We start from the raw sequence: 14278 nt of genomic DNA, 5'->3' as shown, positions 1-14278 counted from the left end.
TCATCCTTCTTTGCTTCGGTGATCCGAAGAGGCCTTGTCGCCGGTCACTTCGCGATACCACAACTCATGGTGTTTGCGCGCCCAGGCGCGGCTGACCCAGCCATGCAGCATGGCCCCGATCGATCCTTTGATCCAGATCCCGGCGTAGATATGCACGATGATGCTGAGGATCAGCACGAAGGCCGCCAGGGCGTGGAGCAAGGTAGCCAGACGGATGGCGCCGATGTCGAAGTAGTGGCTGAAATACGCCCGCCAGATCAGCACGCCGCTGATCAGCAGGATCAGCATGCACGCCAACAGGGTCCAGAACAGCAGCTTCTGCCCGGCATTGTATTTACCGATCGGCGGCACACCTTCCTCCTGGTTGAGCATCACTCTATCGACACGCCGTAACCACAGGCGGTCGTTGGCCGTGATGAAGTTGGCGCGCCAGAAACGGATCACCAAGCCGAGGAAGAACACGAACATCGCCACGCCCAGGAACGGATGCAGAATCCGCGTCCACGGCCCACCACCGAACAGGTGACTGAGCCAGAACAGCGCCGGGTGGAACAGCGCCAAACCGGACAAAGCCGCCGTGACGAAGAGAATGGCCACGATCCAGTGGTTGGTCCGTTCGTTGGCGTTGTAGCGCAGGATGGGTTTGTTATCGTCGTTCATGGCCGCTGCTCCCCTTGCCCGCCGGGCCGGTTCGGATCGTAGACATGCACCGACGGGTCCACCTGGTGAACGCCATCGCCCGACGGTGTCGGATGCTCTTCTTCCTCGACCCGCTGCGGGCCCACACGCACGTAATGGAAGAACCCTGCCAGCACCGCCGCGCCCATGGCCAACAGCGCCAGCGGTTTGGTGAAGCCCTTCCACAGCCCTACCAGCGGACTGATCACCGGCTGGTCCGGCAGGCCGGCGTACAGTTTCGGTGTGTCGGCGTGGTGCAGTACATACATCACGTGGGTACCGCCGACACCGTCCGGGTCATACAGTCCGGCTTTGTCGTAGCCGCGTGACTTCAGGTCGACGATACGCTCGTCGGCATGCACCTTCATTTCCGCTTTGCTGCCGAAGACGATCGCCCCGGTCGGGCAGGTCTTCACACAGGCCGGCTCCAGGCCCACGGCCACCCGGTCGGAGCACAGGGTGCACTTGTACGCCTTGTGGTCCTTCTGCGAGATTCGCGGGATGTTGAACGGACAGCCGGTGATGCAGTAGCCGCAACCGATGCAGTGGTCCTGGTTGAAGTCGACGATACCGTTGGCGTGCTTGATGATCGCCCCTGGGCTCGGGCACGCCTTCAGGCAACCGGGCTCTGCGCAGTGCATGCAGCCGTCCTTGCGGATCAGCCACTCCAGGTTGCCATCGTCGCGCTCGTGCTCGGTGAAGCGCATCAGGGTCCAGGTCTCGGCGGTGAGGTCCTGGGGGTTATCGTAGGTACCGTGGTTGTGGCCCACCTCGTCACGCAGTTCGTTCCACTCCGAACACGCCACCTGGCACGCCTTGCAACCGATGCACTTGGTGGTGTCGATCAGCTTGGCGACTTCCTCCAGCTGGCGTACCGATGGCGGTACGGTGGTGGTGGCCGAGCGGGCAATGATGTCTTGGCTGGCCATCAGAGTTTCTCCACTTTGACGAGGAACGACTTGGACTCCGGCGTCTGCGTGTTGCCATCACCGATGAACGGCACCAAGGTGTTGGTCAGATAGCCATGTCGGGTCGAACCGGTGAAGCCCCAGTGCAACGGGATGCCGATCTGGTGCACGGTCTGGTTGTTGACCTGCAGCGGACGGATCCGCTTGGTCACCACCGCCACTGCGTCGATATGCCCGCGCTTGCTCGACACCCGCACTCGGTCGCCGGCCTTGATGCCCTTTTCGTTGGCCAGCACTTCGCCGATCTCGACGAACTGCTCGGGCTGGATGATCGCATTCAAGCGGCAGTGCTTGCTCCAGAAGTGGAAGTGCTCGGTCAGCCGGTAGGTGGTGGCCGCGTAGGGGAACTCATCGTGCGTGCCGAGGGAGTCCCATACCGAATCGAACACCCGGCCAGCCGGGTTGCTGGTGGCCTTCTTGTTCTGCGGATGCAGCGGGTTGATGCCAATCGGCGTCTCGAACGGCTCATAGTGCTCGGGGAATGGTCCTTCGGCCATCTTGTCGATGGCGAAGAAACGCGCCACCCCCTCGGGGTTCATGATGAACGGGTTCATCCCGGCCTCCGGCGGCGAGTCGGCCTTGAAGTCCGGGACGTCGGTTCCGGTCCAGGCCTTGCCGTTCCACCACACCAAGCGCTTCTTCTCCGGGTCCCACGGCTTGCCCTGCACATCGCTGGAGGCACGGTTGTAGAGAATCCGCCGGTTCGCAGGCCAGGCCCAAGCCCAGTTCTGCACCTGGTGCATGCCATAGGGATCGCTGTTGTCGCGTCGGGCCATCTGATTGCCCTGCTCGGTCCAGCAGCCAGAGAAAATCCAGCAGCCAGAGGCGGTGCTGCCATCGTCCTTGAGCTGACCGAAGCCCGAAAGCTGCTGGCCGGCCTTGAGCAGGGTGCCGGTCGGATCGGTGATATCGGTCACCGCCCAGCCGTTCATTTCCTTGGCCAACTCCTCTGGCGAGGGGTCTTCGGCGATCTTGTAAGGCCAGTTGATGTTCAGCAATGGGTCTGGATACGTACCGCCTTCAGCCTGATAGCGATGACGCAGGCGCAGGAACAGCTCGCTCATGATCTGCACGTCGGTGCGGGTCTCGCCCGGACCATCGGCGCCTTTCCAGTGCCATTGCAGCCAACGGCTGCTGTTGACCAGCGATCCGTCCTCCTCGGCGAAACAGGTGGTGGGCAGACGGATGACTTCGGTCTGGATGCTGGAGGTGTCGACGTCGTTGAACGGCCCGGCGTTACGCCAGAACTCCGAGGTCTCGGTGGCCAGCGGGTCCATTACCACGAGCCACTTCAGTTTGCCCAGGGCCGCGGTGACGCGGTTCTTGTCCGGCAACGCGGCGATCGGGTTGAAGCCCTGGCACATGTAGCCATTGACCTTGCCCTGCCCCATCATCTCGAACATGCGCAGGACGTCGTAGCCTGGCACGTCAAGTTTGGGCAGCCAGTCGTAACCCCAGTTGTTGTCGGCGGTGGCATTGGCGCCATACCAGGCCTTCATCAGGCTGACATGGAACTTGCCATAGTTCTGCCAATAAGACAGCTGTCCAGGGCGCAGCGGCTTGGACGCACGCTTGTCGATATAGGCGGCGTAGTCCTGCTCGGCATCGCCCGGCAGAGTCAGGTAACCCGGCAGCAGGTTCGACAACAGCCCCAGGTCGGTCAGCCCCTGAATGTTGGAGTGGCCACGCAGCGCGTTGACCCCACCGCCAGGCATGCCGACGTTACCCAGCAACAGCTGGAGCATGGCTGCACTGCGAATCATCTGCGCGCCGATCGAGTGCTGCGTCCACCCCAGCGCGTAGAGAATGGTCATGGTCTTGCCGGGAACCGAGCAGGTAGCGATCTCGTCCCAGACCTTCATCATGGCCTCCTGGGGCATGCCACAGGTCATGCTCGCGACTTCCGGTGTGTAGCGGCTGTAGTGCTGCTTCATCAACTGGAACACGCACCGCGGGTGCTGCAGCGTCGGGTCGACCTTGGCGAAGCCGTCTTCGCCGAGTTCGTAGCCCCAGCTGGATTTGTCTGAATACACGCGCTTGGCTGCGTCATAGCCGCTGAACAGGCCATCTTCGAAGCCGTAACCTTCCTTGACGATGAACGACACGTCGGTGTAGTTGCGCACGTACTCGTGCTGGATCTTGTCGGTAGTCAGCAGGTAATTGATCAACCCGCCCATGAAGGCGATATCGCTGCCGGTACGGATAGGCGCGTAGTAATCGGCCACCGAGGCAGTACGGGTAAATCTTGGATCGACCACGATGAGCCGCGCCTTGTTGTGCGCCTTGGCTTCGGTCACCCATTTGAAGCCGCACGGATGCGCTTCTGCTGCGTTGCCACCCATCACCAGGACCAGATTCGCGTTGGCGATATCGGACCAGTGGTTGGTCATGGCGCCACGGCCGTACGTCGGGGCAAGACTTGCCACCGTCGGGCCATGTCAGACACGTGCTTGGTTATCGAACCCCAGCATGCCTGTTGCGCGGACGACCTTGTGGGTCAGGTAGCCTGCCTCGCTGGAGGCAGCCGACGCAGCGAGAAAACCGGTGCTGAGCCAGCGATTGACGGTCTGGCCCTGGGCGTTCTTCTCGATGAAGTTGGCGTCACGGTCCTGCTTCATCAGGGTCGCGACGCGGTCGAGCGCCTCGTCCCAGCTGACCCGCACCCACTCATTGCTGCCTGGCTTGCGTACCTCGGGGTACTTGAGGCGGCTGGGGCTGTGGATGAAGTCGAGCAGGCCGGCACCTTTGGGGCACAAGGTCCCACGGTTGACCGGGTGATCGGCATCGCCTTCGATGTGGATGATGTTCTGCTTGACGTTTTTACCCGCATCGCCCTGGCTGTACATGATCAAGCCGCAGCCGACCGAGCAGTAAGGGCAGGTGTTGCGAGTTTCTTTGGTGTGCGTCAGCTTGAAATGACGCACCTGCTCGGCGAACGCCGGCGTCGGGGCCATGCCCAACGCTGCGAGGCTCGAGCCTCCAAGGCCGATACCAGCGACCTTGAAGAACTGCCGACGGTTGAGATCCATCGTGCACTCCTGATCAGGTGGTGGACGCACGGATCATGGCCGGCGCCTCTTGGTAGTCACGGTGGCGGCTTTTTGATGGCTGCCAGAGGTTAAGACTAGTCAAGAATCGAGAAGGTGCGATGACGTGGGTCAGGGGTGGGGTGTTCGGGGGGTTCGCTTGAGAGGTGTAGCGGCGCTCGATCTCGAGAACACCATAAATCTCAAGACAAGCCCCTACCCGCCCCACCGCCAACAACCCATAAAAAAAACCCAGGGCCAAGGCCCTGGGTTTCTGGTCCAGCTAGACGCCTACCGTCGGATCAGAACGGAATATCGTCATCGAAGCTATCGAAGTCAGCCGCAGGTTGCGGAGCAGGCTGCTGTGGCGCCGGGCGCTGCTGTTGCTGCGGGCGCTGGGCCTGCTGGCGTGGCGGAGCCTGGTTGTATTGCTGCTGACCCCCACCCTGGTTGTAGTTGTTGCCACCACCTTGGTTGTACGGATCACCGCCCTGCTGCTGGTTCTGCGGACGACCGCCGAGCAGCTGCATGGTGCCGCCCATGTCGACGATGATTTCGGTGGTGTAGCGCTTGATGCCGTCCTTTTCCCACTCGCGGGTCTGCAGCTTGCCCTCGATGTACACCTGCGAACCTTTGCGCAGGTATTCGCCGGCGATTTCGGCGACCTTGCCGAACAGCGAGACACGGTGCCACTCGGTGCGCTCGACCTTCTGGCCCGACTGCTTGTCAGTCCACTGCTCGCTGGTGGCCAGGCTCAGATTGGTCACGGCGTTACCGTTGGGCAGGTAGCGGACTTCGGGATCCTGGCCACAGGTACCGACCAGAATGACTTTGTTAACCCCACGGGCCATAACGTTCTCCTAGGCTTCGCACGCCGATGAGGCTGGGTTTACCAAACGCTCGAGGGTCGTGCGGTCCAAAATTTTCGTATCCAGTTTGATGTAGATGGCAGACTCTTCTGCCACCACGACAGCGTCGGTCACACCCGGCACGGCCATCAGGCGCTCGGTCAGCCCGGCTTCCCGAACCGCCTCCGGCGTCAGCGGCATGCGCACGCTGGTCACATACGGCGGCTCGTTCATGCGCAACGCAACGACCAGCCACACGGCACACAGCACCGCGCAGCCGAGGAACACACTGTCCAGCCCACCGTGCTGGAACAACCAGCCACCGAGAATTCCTCCCAGGGCGGCACCGAGGAACTGACTCGTGGAATACACCCCCATAGCCGTTCCCTTGCCGCCAGCGGGCGACACCTTGCTCACCAGTGAAGGCAGCGAAGCCTCCAGCAGGTTGAAGGCAGTAAAGAATACCACGGTGCCAATCACCAGTCCGCGCAAGTTGTCAGCCCACTCCCAGAAGAACACCTCGACCAGCAGCAGCACGGCAACCGCACCGGCCAGCACGCGCTTCATCTTGCGCTTTTTTTCCCCGTAGATGATGAAGGGAACCATTGCGAAAAATGAGACGAACAGTGCGGTCAGGTAGACCCACCAATGCTGTTCCTTCGGCAGCCCGCCCCGTTCGACGAAGGCCAGCGGCAAGGCGACGAAGCTTGCCATGAGGATCGCATGCAGGATGAAAATGCTCGCATCCAGCCGCAGCAGGTCCGGATGGCGCAGGGTCGGGCCGAGGGCCTGACGCGCCACACCTGACTCGCGATGCTGCAGGGTGGTGTGGGTGTTGGGCACGACGAACGCAATCAGAGCGACGCCTACCAGGGCAAGTCCTGCGGTGGTCAGGAACAATCCTGACAAGCCGAAGGCGCGGGTCAGCAGCGGGCCGACGACCATTGCCACAGCGAACGACAGACCGATGCTCATGCCGATCATGGCCATGGCCTTGGTGCGGTGTTGCTCGCGGGTCAGGTCCGATAGAAGCGCCATGACCGCCGCGGAAATTGCCCCGGCACCTTGCAGGATGCGCCCGGCGATCACGCCCCAGATCGAGTCGGCCTGAGCCGCCAGTACGCTGCCCAGGGCAAAGACCACCAAGCCGAGGTAGATCACCGGCCGACGGCCGATACGGTCGGATATCACCCCGAATGGAATCTGCAGCACCGCCTGGGTCAGGCCGTAGGCACCGATGGCCAGGCCGATCAGCGCGGGCGTCGCGCCAGCCAGGTCCATGCCGTAGGTGGCCAGCACCGGCAGGACCATGAACATGCCCAGCATGCGGAAGGCAAAGACCAGGGCCAGGCCCCCTGCGGCGCGTGTTTCGCTGCCACTCATGCGCTCGGTGTGGGTGTCGTGCATGGATTAACCTCGTGTGAACCGGCGGCGATTCTATCAGTCCGACAGCTTGACGGCATCTACGCGACGCTTTGCCGCGTGCTGGCAGTGCGCCGTATACTTCCTTGTTTATGCCCGCCAAGCGAGGCCGTAGTGGACAAGATCCTGATTCGTGGGGCACGGACCCACAACCTGAAGAACATCGACCTGACACTGCCGCGCGACAAACTGATCGTGATCACCGGCTTGTCTGGGTCCGGCAAGTCTTCCCTGGCCTTCGACACCCTATACGCCGAGGGCCAGCGCCGCTACGTCGAGTCGCTGTCGGCCTATGCCCGGCAGTTCCTGTCGATGATGGAAAAACCGGACGTCGACACCATCGAAGGCTTGTCACCGGCGATTTCCATCGAACAGAAATCGACCTCCCACAACCCACGCTCGACCGTCGGCACCATCACCGAGATCTACGATTACCTGCGTCTGCTGTATGCCCGTGTGGGTACGCCGCGTTGCCCAGACCACGACATCCCGTTGGAGGCGCAGACCATCAGCCAGATGGTCGACCTGGTGCTGGAGCGTCCCGAGGGCACCAAGCTGATGCTCCTGGCGCCGGTCGTCCGCGAGCGCAAGGGCGAGCACCTGGCGGTGTTCGATGAACTGCGCGCCCAAGGTTTCGTGCGCGCACGGGTCAACGGAAAGCTGTACGAACTGGATGAGCTGCCCAAGCTCGACAAACAAAAGAAGCACAGCATTGATGTGGTAGTGGACCGCTTCAAGGCCCGTGGCGACCTTCAACAACGCCTGGCCGAATCGTTCGAGACCGCGCTGAAGCTGGCCGACGGTATCGCCCTGGTGGCGCCGATGGATGGTGAGGACGGTGAGGAGATGATCTTCTCAGCGCGCTTCGCCTGCCCGGTCTGCGGGCACGCCATCAGCGAGCTGGAACCCAAGCTGTTCTCCTTCAACAACCCGGCAGGCGCCTGCCCGACCTGCGACGGCCTGGGGGTCAAGCAGTTCTTCGATACCAAGCGCCTGGTCAATGCCGAGCTGACCCTGGCCGAAGGCGCCATCCGTGGCTGGGACCGGCGCAACGTGTATTACTTCCAGATGCTCGGCTCGCTGGCCGCGCATTATGGCTTCAGCCTCGAAGAGCCATTCGGTGAGCTGTCGGCCGAGCACCAGAAGGTGATTCTGCAGGGCAGCGGCAAGCAGAGTGTCGACTTCAAGTATCTCAACGACCGGGGCGACATCGTCAAGCGCTCGCATCCCTTCGAAGGCATCGTACCCAACCTCGAACGCCGCTACCGCGAAACCGAATCGGCTACCGTGCGCGAAGAGCTGGCCAAGTTCCTCGGGACCCAGCCTTGTCCGGATTGCCGCGGTACTCGCCTGCGCCGCGAGGCCCGTCACGTATGGGTCGGCGAGAAGACGCTACCGGCCGTGACCAACCTCCCCATCGGCGATGCCAGCGAGTACTTCGCCGCGTTGACCCTCACCGGTCGCCGCGGTGAGATCGCCGCGAAGATCCTCAAGGAAATCTGTGAGCGACTACAGTTCCTGGTCAACGTTGGCCTCGATTACCTGACCCTGGATCGCAGCGCCGAAACATTGTCCGGTGGCGAGGCGCAGCGTATCCGCCTGGCCAGCCAGATCGGTGCTGGCCTGGTCGGGGTGATGTACATCCTCGACGAACCGTCCATCGGCCTTCATCAACGGGACAACGACCGCTTGCTGGCCACCCTCAACCACCTGCGCGACCTGGGTAACACGGTGATCGTGGTGGAACACGACGAGGACGCCATTCGCCTGGCCGACTACGTCGTCGATATCGGCCCGGGGGCAGGCGTGCACGGTGGCCAGATCGTCGCCGAGGGCTCGCCCCAGGAGGTCATGGACCACCCCGATTCGCTGACCGGCAAATACCTGTCCGGGCGCAAGAAGATCGTGGTTCCGGCCAAGCGCACCCCGCGCAACAAGAAGCTGCAGCTCAAGCTCAAGGGTGCGCGCGGCAACAACCTGCAGAACGTCGACCTGGAAATCCCGATCGGCCTACTCACCTGCGTGACCGGTGTGTCCGGGTCGGGTAAATCGACCCTGATCAACAACACTCTGTTCCCCCTGGCAGCCACAGCCCTCAACGGCTCCAGCAGCCTGGAGGCCGCGCCGCACAGCAGCATGGACGGCTTGCAGCACCTGGATAAAGTGGTCGACATCGACCAGAGCCCGATCGGTCGCACGCCGCGCTCCAATCCGGCGACCTACACCGGCATCTTCACGCCGATCCGCGAACTGTTCTCCGGCGTGCCGGAATCCCGTTCGCGGGGCTACGGCCCGGGTCGCTTCTCGTTCAACGTCAAGGGCGGGCGCTGCGAAGCGTGCCAGGGCGATGGCCTGATCAAGGTGGAAATGCACTTCCTGCCGGACATCTACGTGCCGTGCGATGTGTGTAAGAGCAAACGCTACAACCGCGAAACACTGGAGATCAAGTACAAGGGCAAGAACATCCACGAGGTCCTGGAAATGACCATCGAGGATGCCCGGGAGTTCTTCGACGCGGTGCCGGCGCTGGCGCGCAAACTGCAGACCCTGATGGACGTCGGCCTGTCCTACATCAAGCTGGGGCAGTCGGCGACCACGCTGTCGGGCGGCGAGGCGCAGCGGGTCAAGCTGTCGCGCGAGTTGTCCAAGCGTGATACCGGCAAGACCCTGTACATCCTCGACGAGCCGACCACCGGCCTGCATTTTGCCGATATACAACAACTGCTGGATGTGTTGCATCGCCTCCGCGACCACGGCAACACCGTGGTGGTGATCGAGCACAATCTGGATGTGATCAAGACCGCCGACTGGCTGGTCGACCTGGGGCCGGAAGGAGGCTCCAAGGGCGGACAGATCATTGCCTGCGGTACGCCGGAAGAACTGAGCAAGATGAAGCAGTCCTACACCGGCCACTACCTGAAGCCGCTGCTGGAACGCGATCGAGCCTGATCATTCTCGATAGCATGCAAAAAGCCCCTGGCACCGACGGTACCAGGGGCTTTTTGCATGCTGTGGATAACTTACATCTGCGATTGCAGGTAGTTCTCCAGACCAATGGCCTTGATCAGCCCTTGCTGCTTCTCCAGCCAGTAGGTGTGATCTTCTTCTGTATCGGCCAGCTGCGCACGGAGGATATCGCGGCTGACATAGTCCTTGTGCAATTCGCACAACTCGATGCCTTTGCACAGGGCGCCGCGCACCTTGTACTCGAGCTTGAGGTCGGCCTCGATCATTTCCGGCACGGTGGTACCCACTTCGAGGTCATCGGCGCGCATGTCCGGGGTGCCTTCCAGCATGAGGATACGGCGCATCAGGGCGTCAGCGTGCTGGGTCTCTTCTTCCATCTCGTGGTTGATACGCTCGTAGAGCTTGGTCAGCCCCCAGTCTTCGTACATGCGCGAGTGAATGAAGTACTGGTCACGTGCGGCCAGTTCGCCCTTCAGCAACGTGACGAGGTAGTTGATTACGTCCGGGTGGCCTTGCATCGCCCTGTTTCTCCATATGAAAACGCCAATGAGCATAGTGTGAACCAGCTTTTGGTCGCGGTCACTGAGAAATGCGCAATTAGAAGCAAAAAATCGGTTAAACAGTAGTGATATTCATTGAAAAACCGCCCAAATGAGGGCGGTTCTTCTTATCACTTCGACTTAGTCGAGATTCAAGCCCAAGGCCTTGGCGATCCCCTCTCCGTAAGCCGGATCGGCCTTGAAGAAGTACTGCAACTGCCGCTGGACCACATCTTCGCTGACGGCTGCCATGGTGCCGGCGATGTTGTTGATCAGCAGTGCTTTCTGCTCGTCGCTCATCAAACGGAACAGCGCGCCGGCGTGGCTGTAGTAATCGGAATCTTCACGATGATCGTGACGATCCGCTGCGCCGCTCAGGGCCAGCGCAGGCTCGGCGTGACGTGGCGACTGCTTGGGTGCGTCGGCGTAGCTGTTTGGCTCGTAGTTCGGTGCACTGCCATAGCTGCCCATCGCCATCGAACCGTCACGCTGGTAGCTGTTGACCGGGCACCGCGGGGCATTCACTGGCAGTTGCTGGTGATTGGTACCGACCCGATAGCGGTGGGCATCGGCGTAGGCGAAGACACGGCCTTGCAGCATGCGGTCCGGCGACAAGCCGACCCCGGGGACCATGTTGCTCGGACCAAACGCGGCCTGCTCGACTTCAGCAAAATAGTTGAGCGGATTTCGGTTGAGCTCGAGTACACCCACTTCGATCAAAGGGTAATCCTTCTGCGACCAGGTCTTGGTCACGTCGAAAGGATTCTCGGCGCGTTGTGCGGCCTCGGCCTCACTCATGATCTGGATGCACACCGTCCAGCGTGGGAAGTCGCCTCGCTCGATGGCCTCGAAGAGGTCGCGTTGGGCATAGTCTGGGTCACTGCCGGCCAGCCGTGCAGCCTCTGCCGGGGCGAGGTTCTTGATACCTTGCTGAGTCTTGAAATGCCACTTCACCCAAGTGCGCTCGCCCTGCGCATTGATCAGGCTATAGGTGTGACTGCCAAAGCCGTGCATATGACGATAGCCATCCGGAATGCCACGATCCGAGAAAAGGATGGTGACCTGGTGCAATGCCTCGGGGGAATGCGACCAGAAGTCCCACATCATCTGGGCATTCTTCAGGTTGGTCTGTGGGTGACGCTTCTGGGTGTGGATGAAGTCTGGGAATTTCAGGGGGTCGCGGATGAAGAACACCGGGGTGTTGTTGCCGACGATGTCCCAGTTGCCTTCCTCGGTATAGAACTTCACCGCGAAGCCGCGCGGATCGCGCTCGGTGTCGGCGGAGCCACGTTCGCCGCCAACGGTGGAGAAGCGCAAGAAGGTTTCAGTCTGCTTGCCGATTTGTTCGAACAACTTGGCGCTGGTGTATCCAGTGATATCGCGCGTCACCGTGAAAGTGCCATAGGCACCGGATCCCTTGGCGTGGACGCGCCGCTCGGGAATATTTTCACGGTTGAAGTGAGCGAGTTTCTCGATCAGATGGAAGTCATCAAGCATCAGCGGACCACGTGGGCCAGCGGAACGGGAATTCTGATTGTCAGCTACAGGGGCACCGCTGGCGGTGGTGAGAATCTTGCTCATGAGCTCTCCTTATCGGTCTCGAAGGCCGGCTAATCGGCTTGGCTTGAAAGGAGTATCGGCGAGGGGCCTAGCTAGAACAAATTCATTGAATGACTTAAAGCAATAGAAATTAACAATACCATTAACCACAAAAAACCGGGCGCTAGGCCCGGTTCTTTGTAGCAGACAGAACGTCTTACTCGGCAGCTTCTACAGCACCACCGACCGGACGATCAACCAGCTCGACGTACGCCATAGGGGCGTTGTCGCCAGCGCGGAAACCGCACTTCAGGATGCGCAGGTAGCCGCCCTGACGGGTGGCGTAACGCTTGCCCAGGTCGTTGAACAGCTTGCCTACAGCGGACTTCGAACGGGTACGATCGAAGGCCAGGCGGCGGTTCGCAACGCTGTCTTCCTTGGCCAGGGTGATCAGCGGCTCGGCAACGCGGCGCAGTTCCTTGGCTTTCGGCAGGGTGGTTTTGATCAGCTCGTGCTCGATCAACGACACTGCCATGTTCTGGAACATAGCCTTGCGGTGAGAGCTGGTACGGCTCAGGTGACGTCCACTTTTACGATGACGCATGATTCATTCCTTACCAAACACTACGTTCGGTGATTACGACGATCAGGCGGTCGCCTTGTCGTCTTTCTTAAGACTTGCAGGCGGCCAGTTGTCGAGGCGCATGCCGAGAGACAGACCACGAGAGGCCAGGACGTCCTTGATTTCAGTCAGGGACTTCTTGCCCAGGTTAGGAGTCTTCAACAGCTCTACTTCGGTACGCTGAATCAGGTCGCCGATGTAGTAGATGTTCTCCGCCTTGAGGCAGTTGGCCGAACGTACAGTCAGTTCCAGGTCGTCAACCGGACGCAGCAGGATCGGATCGATCTCGTCTTCCTGCTCGACTACGACAGGCTCGCTGTCACCTTTGAGGTCGACGAACGCGGCCAGCTGCTGTTGCAGGATGGTCGCAGCGCGACGGATAGCCTCTTCAGGATCCAGGGTGCCGTTGGTTTCCAGATCAATGACCAGCTTGTCCAGGTTGGTACGCTGCTCAACACGGGCGTTCTCGACCACATAGGCGATACGACGCACCGGGCTGAACGAAGCGTCCAGCTGAAGACGGCCAATGCTACGGCTTTCGTCTTCGTCAGTCTGACGAGAGTCGGCCGGCTCGTAACCGCGACCACGAGCTACGGTGAGCTTCATGTTCAGGGCGCCGTTGGACGCCAGGTTCGCGATTACGTGATCGGGGTTGACGATCTCGACATCGTGATCCAGCTGAATATCGGCAGCGGTAACCACCCCCGAACCCTTTTTCGACAAGGTCAGCGTAACTTCGTCACGACCGTGCAGTTTGATAGCCAGGCCTTTCAGGTTCAACAGGATTTCAATTACGTCTTCCTGAACACCTTCGATCGCGGAGTACTCGTGGAGTACGCCATCGATCTCGGCCTCGACTACTGCACAGCCAGGCATGGAGGACAACAGGATGCGGCGCAGCGCGTTGCCCAGGGTATGGCCGAAACCACGCTCGAGAGGCTCGAGGGTGATCTTGGCGCGGGTCGGACTGACTACCTGCACATCAATGTGGCGGGGAGTCAGGAACTCATTTACCGAAATCTGCATGGATGCACCTATTTTCTAGCCCTTACTTGGAGTAGAGCTCGACAATCAGGTTCTCGTTGATGTCGGCAGACAGGTCGCTGCGAGCAGGAACGTTCTTGAAAACGCCCGACTTTTTAGCAGCATCCACGTCAACCCACTCAACGCGGCCACGCTGGGCGCACAGTTCAAGGGCTTGAACAATGCGCAGCTGGCTCAGCGACTTCTCGCGAACCGCGACCACGTCACCCGGACGAACTTGGTAGGATGGAATGTTTACAGTCTTACCGTTGACGCTGATCGCTTTGTGCGAAACCAGCTGACGGGACTCGGAACGAGTCGAGCCGAAGCCCATACGGTAGACGACGTTATCCAGACGGCACTCGAGCAGTTGCAGCAGGTTCTCACCGGTTGCGCCTTTTTTCGAGGCAGCAGCTTGGTAGTAACCGCGGAACTGACGCTCCAGAACACCGTAGATACGACGGACTTTTTGCTTCTCGCGCAGCTGGGTACCGTAGTCGGACTGACGGCCACGGCGCTGGCCGTGGATACCTGGGGCTGCTTCGATGTTGCACTTCGATTCCAGAGCGCGAACGCCGCTCTTCAGGAACAGGTCAGTGCCTTCACGACGAGACAGTTTGCATTTTGGACCAATGTAACGTGCCAT

At 60.7% G+C, this 14278-nt stretch carries 11 protein-coding genes; 1 reads left to right on the top strand and 10 read right to left on the bottom strand.

Translation table 11 applies throughout. The features are described 5' to 3' along the window. The 5 genes from E2H86_RS17620 to E2H86_RS17595 all read right to left on the bottom strand — a co-directional run bounded on the left by E2H86_RS17620 (position 1) and on the right by E2H86_RS17595 (position 6927). Positions 1 to 660 carry a formate dehydrogenase subunit gamma gene (locus E2H86_RS17620; RefSeq protein ID WP_133330060.1) on the bottom strand — a complete coding sequence of 220 codons (660 nt, stop codon included), beginning with the start codon at positions 658 to 660 and terminating at the stop codon, positions 1 to 3. Then, positions 657 to 1607 (bottom strand): formate dehydrogenase subunit beta, encoded by a 951-nt coding sequence (gene fdxH / locus E2H86_RS17615; RefSeq protein ID WP_133330058.1) that lies wholly within the window; start codon positions 1605 to 1607, stop codon positions 657 to 659. Before fdxH ends, E2H86_RS17620 begins: the two co-directional genes overlap by 4 nt. Then, a complete protein-coding gene (gene fdnG / locus E2H86_RS17610; protein ID WP_165976086.1) occupies positions 1607 to 4675 on the bottom strand; it encodes a formate dehydrogenase-N subunit alpha in 3069 nt (1022 codons plus the stop codon). Before fdnG ends, fdxH begins: the two co-directional genes overlap by 1 nt. Positions 4676 to 4974: 299 nt before the next feature. Further along, the gene (locus E2H86_RS17600) at positions 4975 to 5523 is read right to left on the bottom strand and encodes a single-stranded DNA-binding protein (RefSeq protein ID WP_133330051.1); all 549 of its coding nucleotides are present in this window, start codon (positions 5521 to 5523) and stop codon (positions 4975 to 4977) included. A gap of 9 nt (positions 5524 to 5532) precedes the next feature. Further along, on the bottom strand, positions 5533 to 6927 hold the full coding sequence (locus E2H86_RS17595; RefSeq protein WP_133330049.1) for an MFS transporter: 1395 nt from the start codon (positions 6925 to 6927) through the stop codon (positions 5533 to 5535). Positions 6928 to 7056: 129 nt separating this feature from the next. Between E2H86_RS17595 and uvrA the strand changes: the two genes are divergently transcribed. Next, entirely contained in the window at positions 7057 to 9891 is a 2835-nt protein-coding gene (gene uvrA, locus E2H86_RS17590) for an excinuclease ABC subunit UvrA (protein ID WP_165976085.1), read from the top strand. 71 nt (positions 9892 to 9962) lie between these two features. On the opposite strand, the gene bfr is transcribed toward uvrA, so the two are convergent. The 5 genes from bfr to rpsD form a co-directional block, all read right to left on the bottom strand. Beyond that, positions 9963 to 10427: a bacterioferritin gene (bfr, locus tag E2H86_RS17585; protein WP_133330047.1), complete on the bottom strand. Its 465-nt coding sequence runs from the start codon at positions 10425 to 10427 to the stop codon at positions 9963 to 9965. 162 nt (positions 10428 to 10589) lie between these two features. Beyond that, the gene (locus E2H86_RS17580; protein WP_133330045.1) at positions 10590 to 12029 is read right to left on the bottom strand and encodes a catalase; all 1440 of its coding nucleotides are present in this window, start codon (positions 12027 to 12029) and stop codon (positions 10590 to 10592) included. Between the two features lie 175 nt (positions 12030 to 12204). Next, entirely contained in the window at positions 12205 to 12591 is a 387-nt protein-coding gene (gene rplQ / locus E2H86_RS17575; protein WP_003255451.1) for a 50S ribosomal protein L17, read from the bottom strand. A 42-nt stretch (positions 12592 to 12633) separates the two neighbouring features. Beyond that, a complete protein-coding gene (locus tag E2H86_RS17570; RefSeq protein WP_003255452.1) occupies positions 12634 to 13635 on the bottom strand; it encodes a DNA-directed RNA polymerase subunit alpha in 1002 nt (333 codons plus the stop codon). Between the two features lie 22 nt (positions 13636 to 13657). Continuing rightward, a complete protein-coding gene (gene rpsD / locus E2H86_RS17565) occupies positions 13658 to 14278 on the bottom strand; it encodes a 30S ribosomal protein S4 (RefSeq protein WP_009681977.1) in 621 nt (206 codons plus the stop codon).

The organism is Pseudomonas putida, assembly GCF_004357765.1.
In the GTDB taxonomy this organism is placed as follows: domain Bacteria; phylum Pseudomonadota; class Gammaproteobacteria; order Pseudomonadales; family Pseudomonadaceae; genus Aquipseudomonas; species Aquipseudomonas putida_U.
This window is presented reverse-complemented; position numbering and strand designations above follow the sequence as displayed.

Coding starts and splice junctions, on each gene's coding strand:
- rpsD (WP_009681977.1), bottom strand. CDS start 14,278: ATGGCACGTTACATTGGTCCAAAATGCAAACTGTCTCGTCGTGAAGGC.
- fdxH (WP_133330058.1), bottom strand. CDS start 1,607: ATGGCCAGCCAAGACATCATTGCCCGCTCGGCCACCACCACCGTACCG.
- rplQ (WP_003255451.1), bottom strand. CDS start 12,591: ATGCGTCATCGTAAAAGTGGACGTCACCTGAGCCGTACCAGCTCTCAC.
- E2H86_RS17580 (WP_133330045.1), bottom strand. CDS start 12,029: ATGAGCAAGATTCTCACCACCGCCAGCGGTGCCCCTGTAGCTGACAAT.
- E2H86_RS17600 (WP_133330051.1), bottom strand. CDS start 5,523: ATGGCCCGTGGGGTTAACAAAGTCATTCTGGTCGGTACCTGTGGCCAG.
- E2H86_RS17595 (WP_133330049.1), bottom strand. CDS start 6,927: ATGCACGACACCCACACCGAGCGCATGAGTGGCAGCGAAACACGCGCC.
- bfr (WP_133330047.1), bottom strand. CDS start 10,427: ATGCAAGGCCACCCGGACGTAATCAACTACCTCGTCACGTTGCTGAAG.
- E2H86_RS17570 (WP_003255452.1), bottom strand. CDS start 13,635: ATGCAGATTTCGGTAAATGAGTTCCTGACTCCCCGCCACATTGATGTG.
- E2H86_RS17620 (WP_133330060.1), bottom strand. CDS start 660: ATGAACGACGATAACAAACCCATCCTGCGCTACAACGCCAACGAACGG.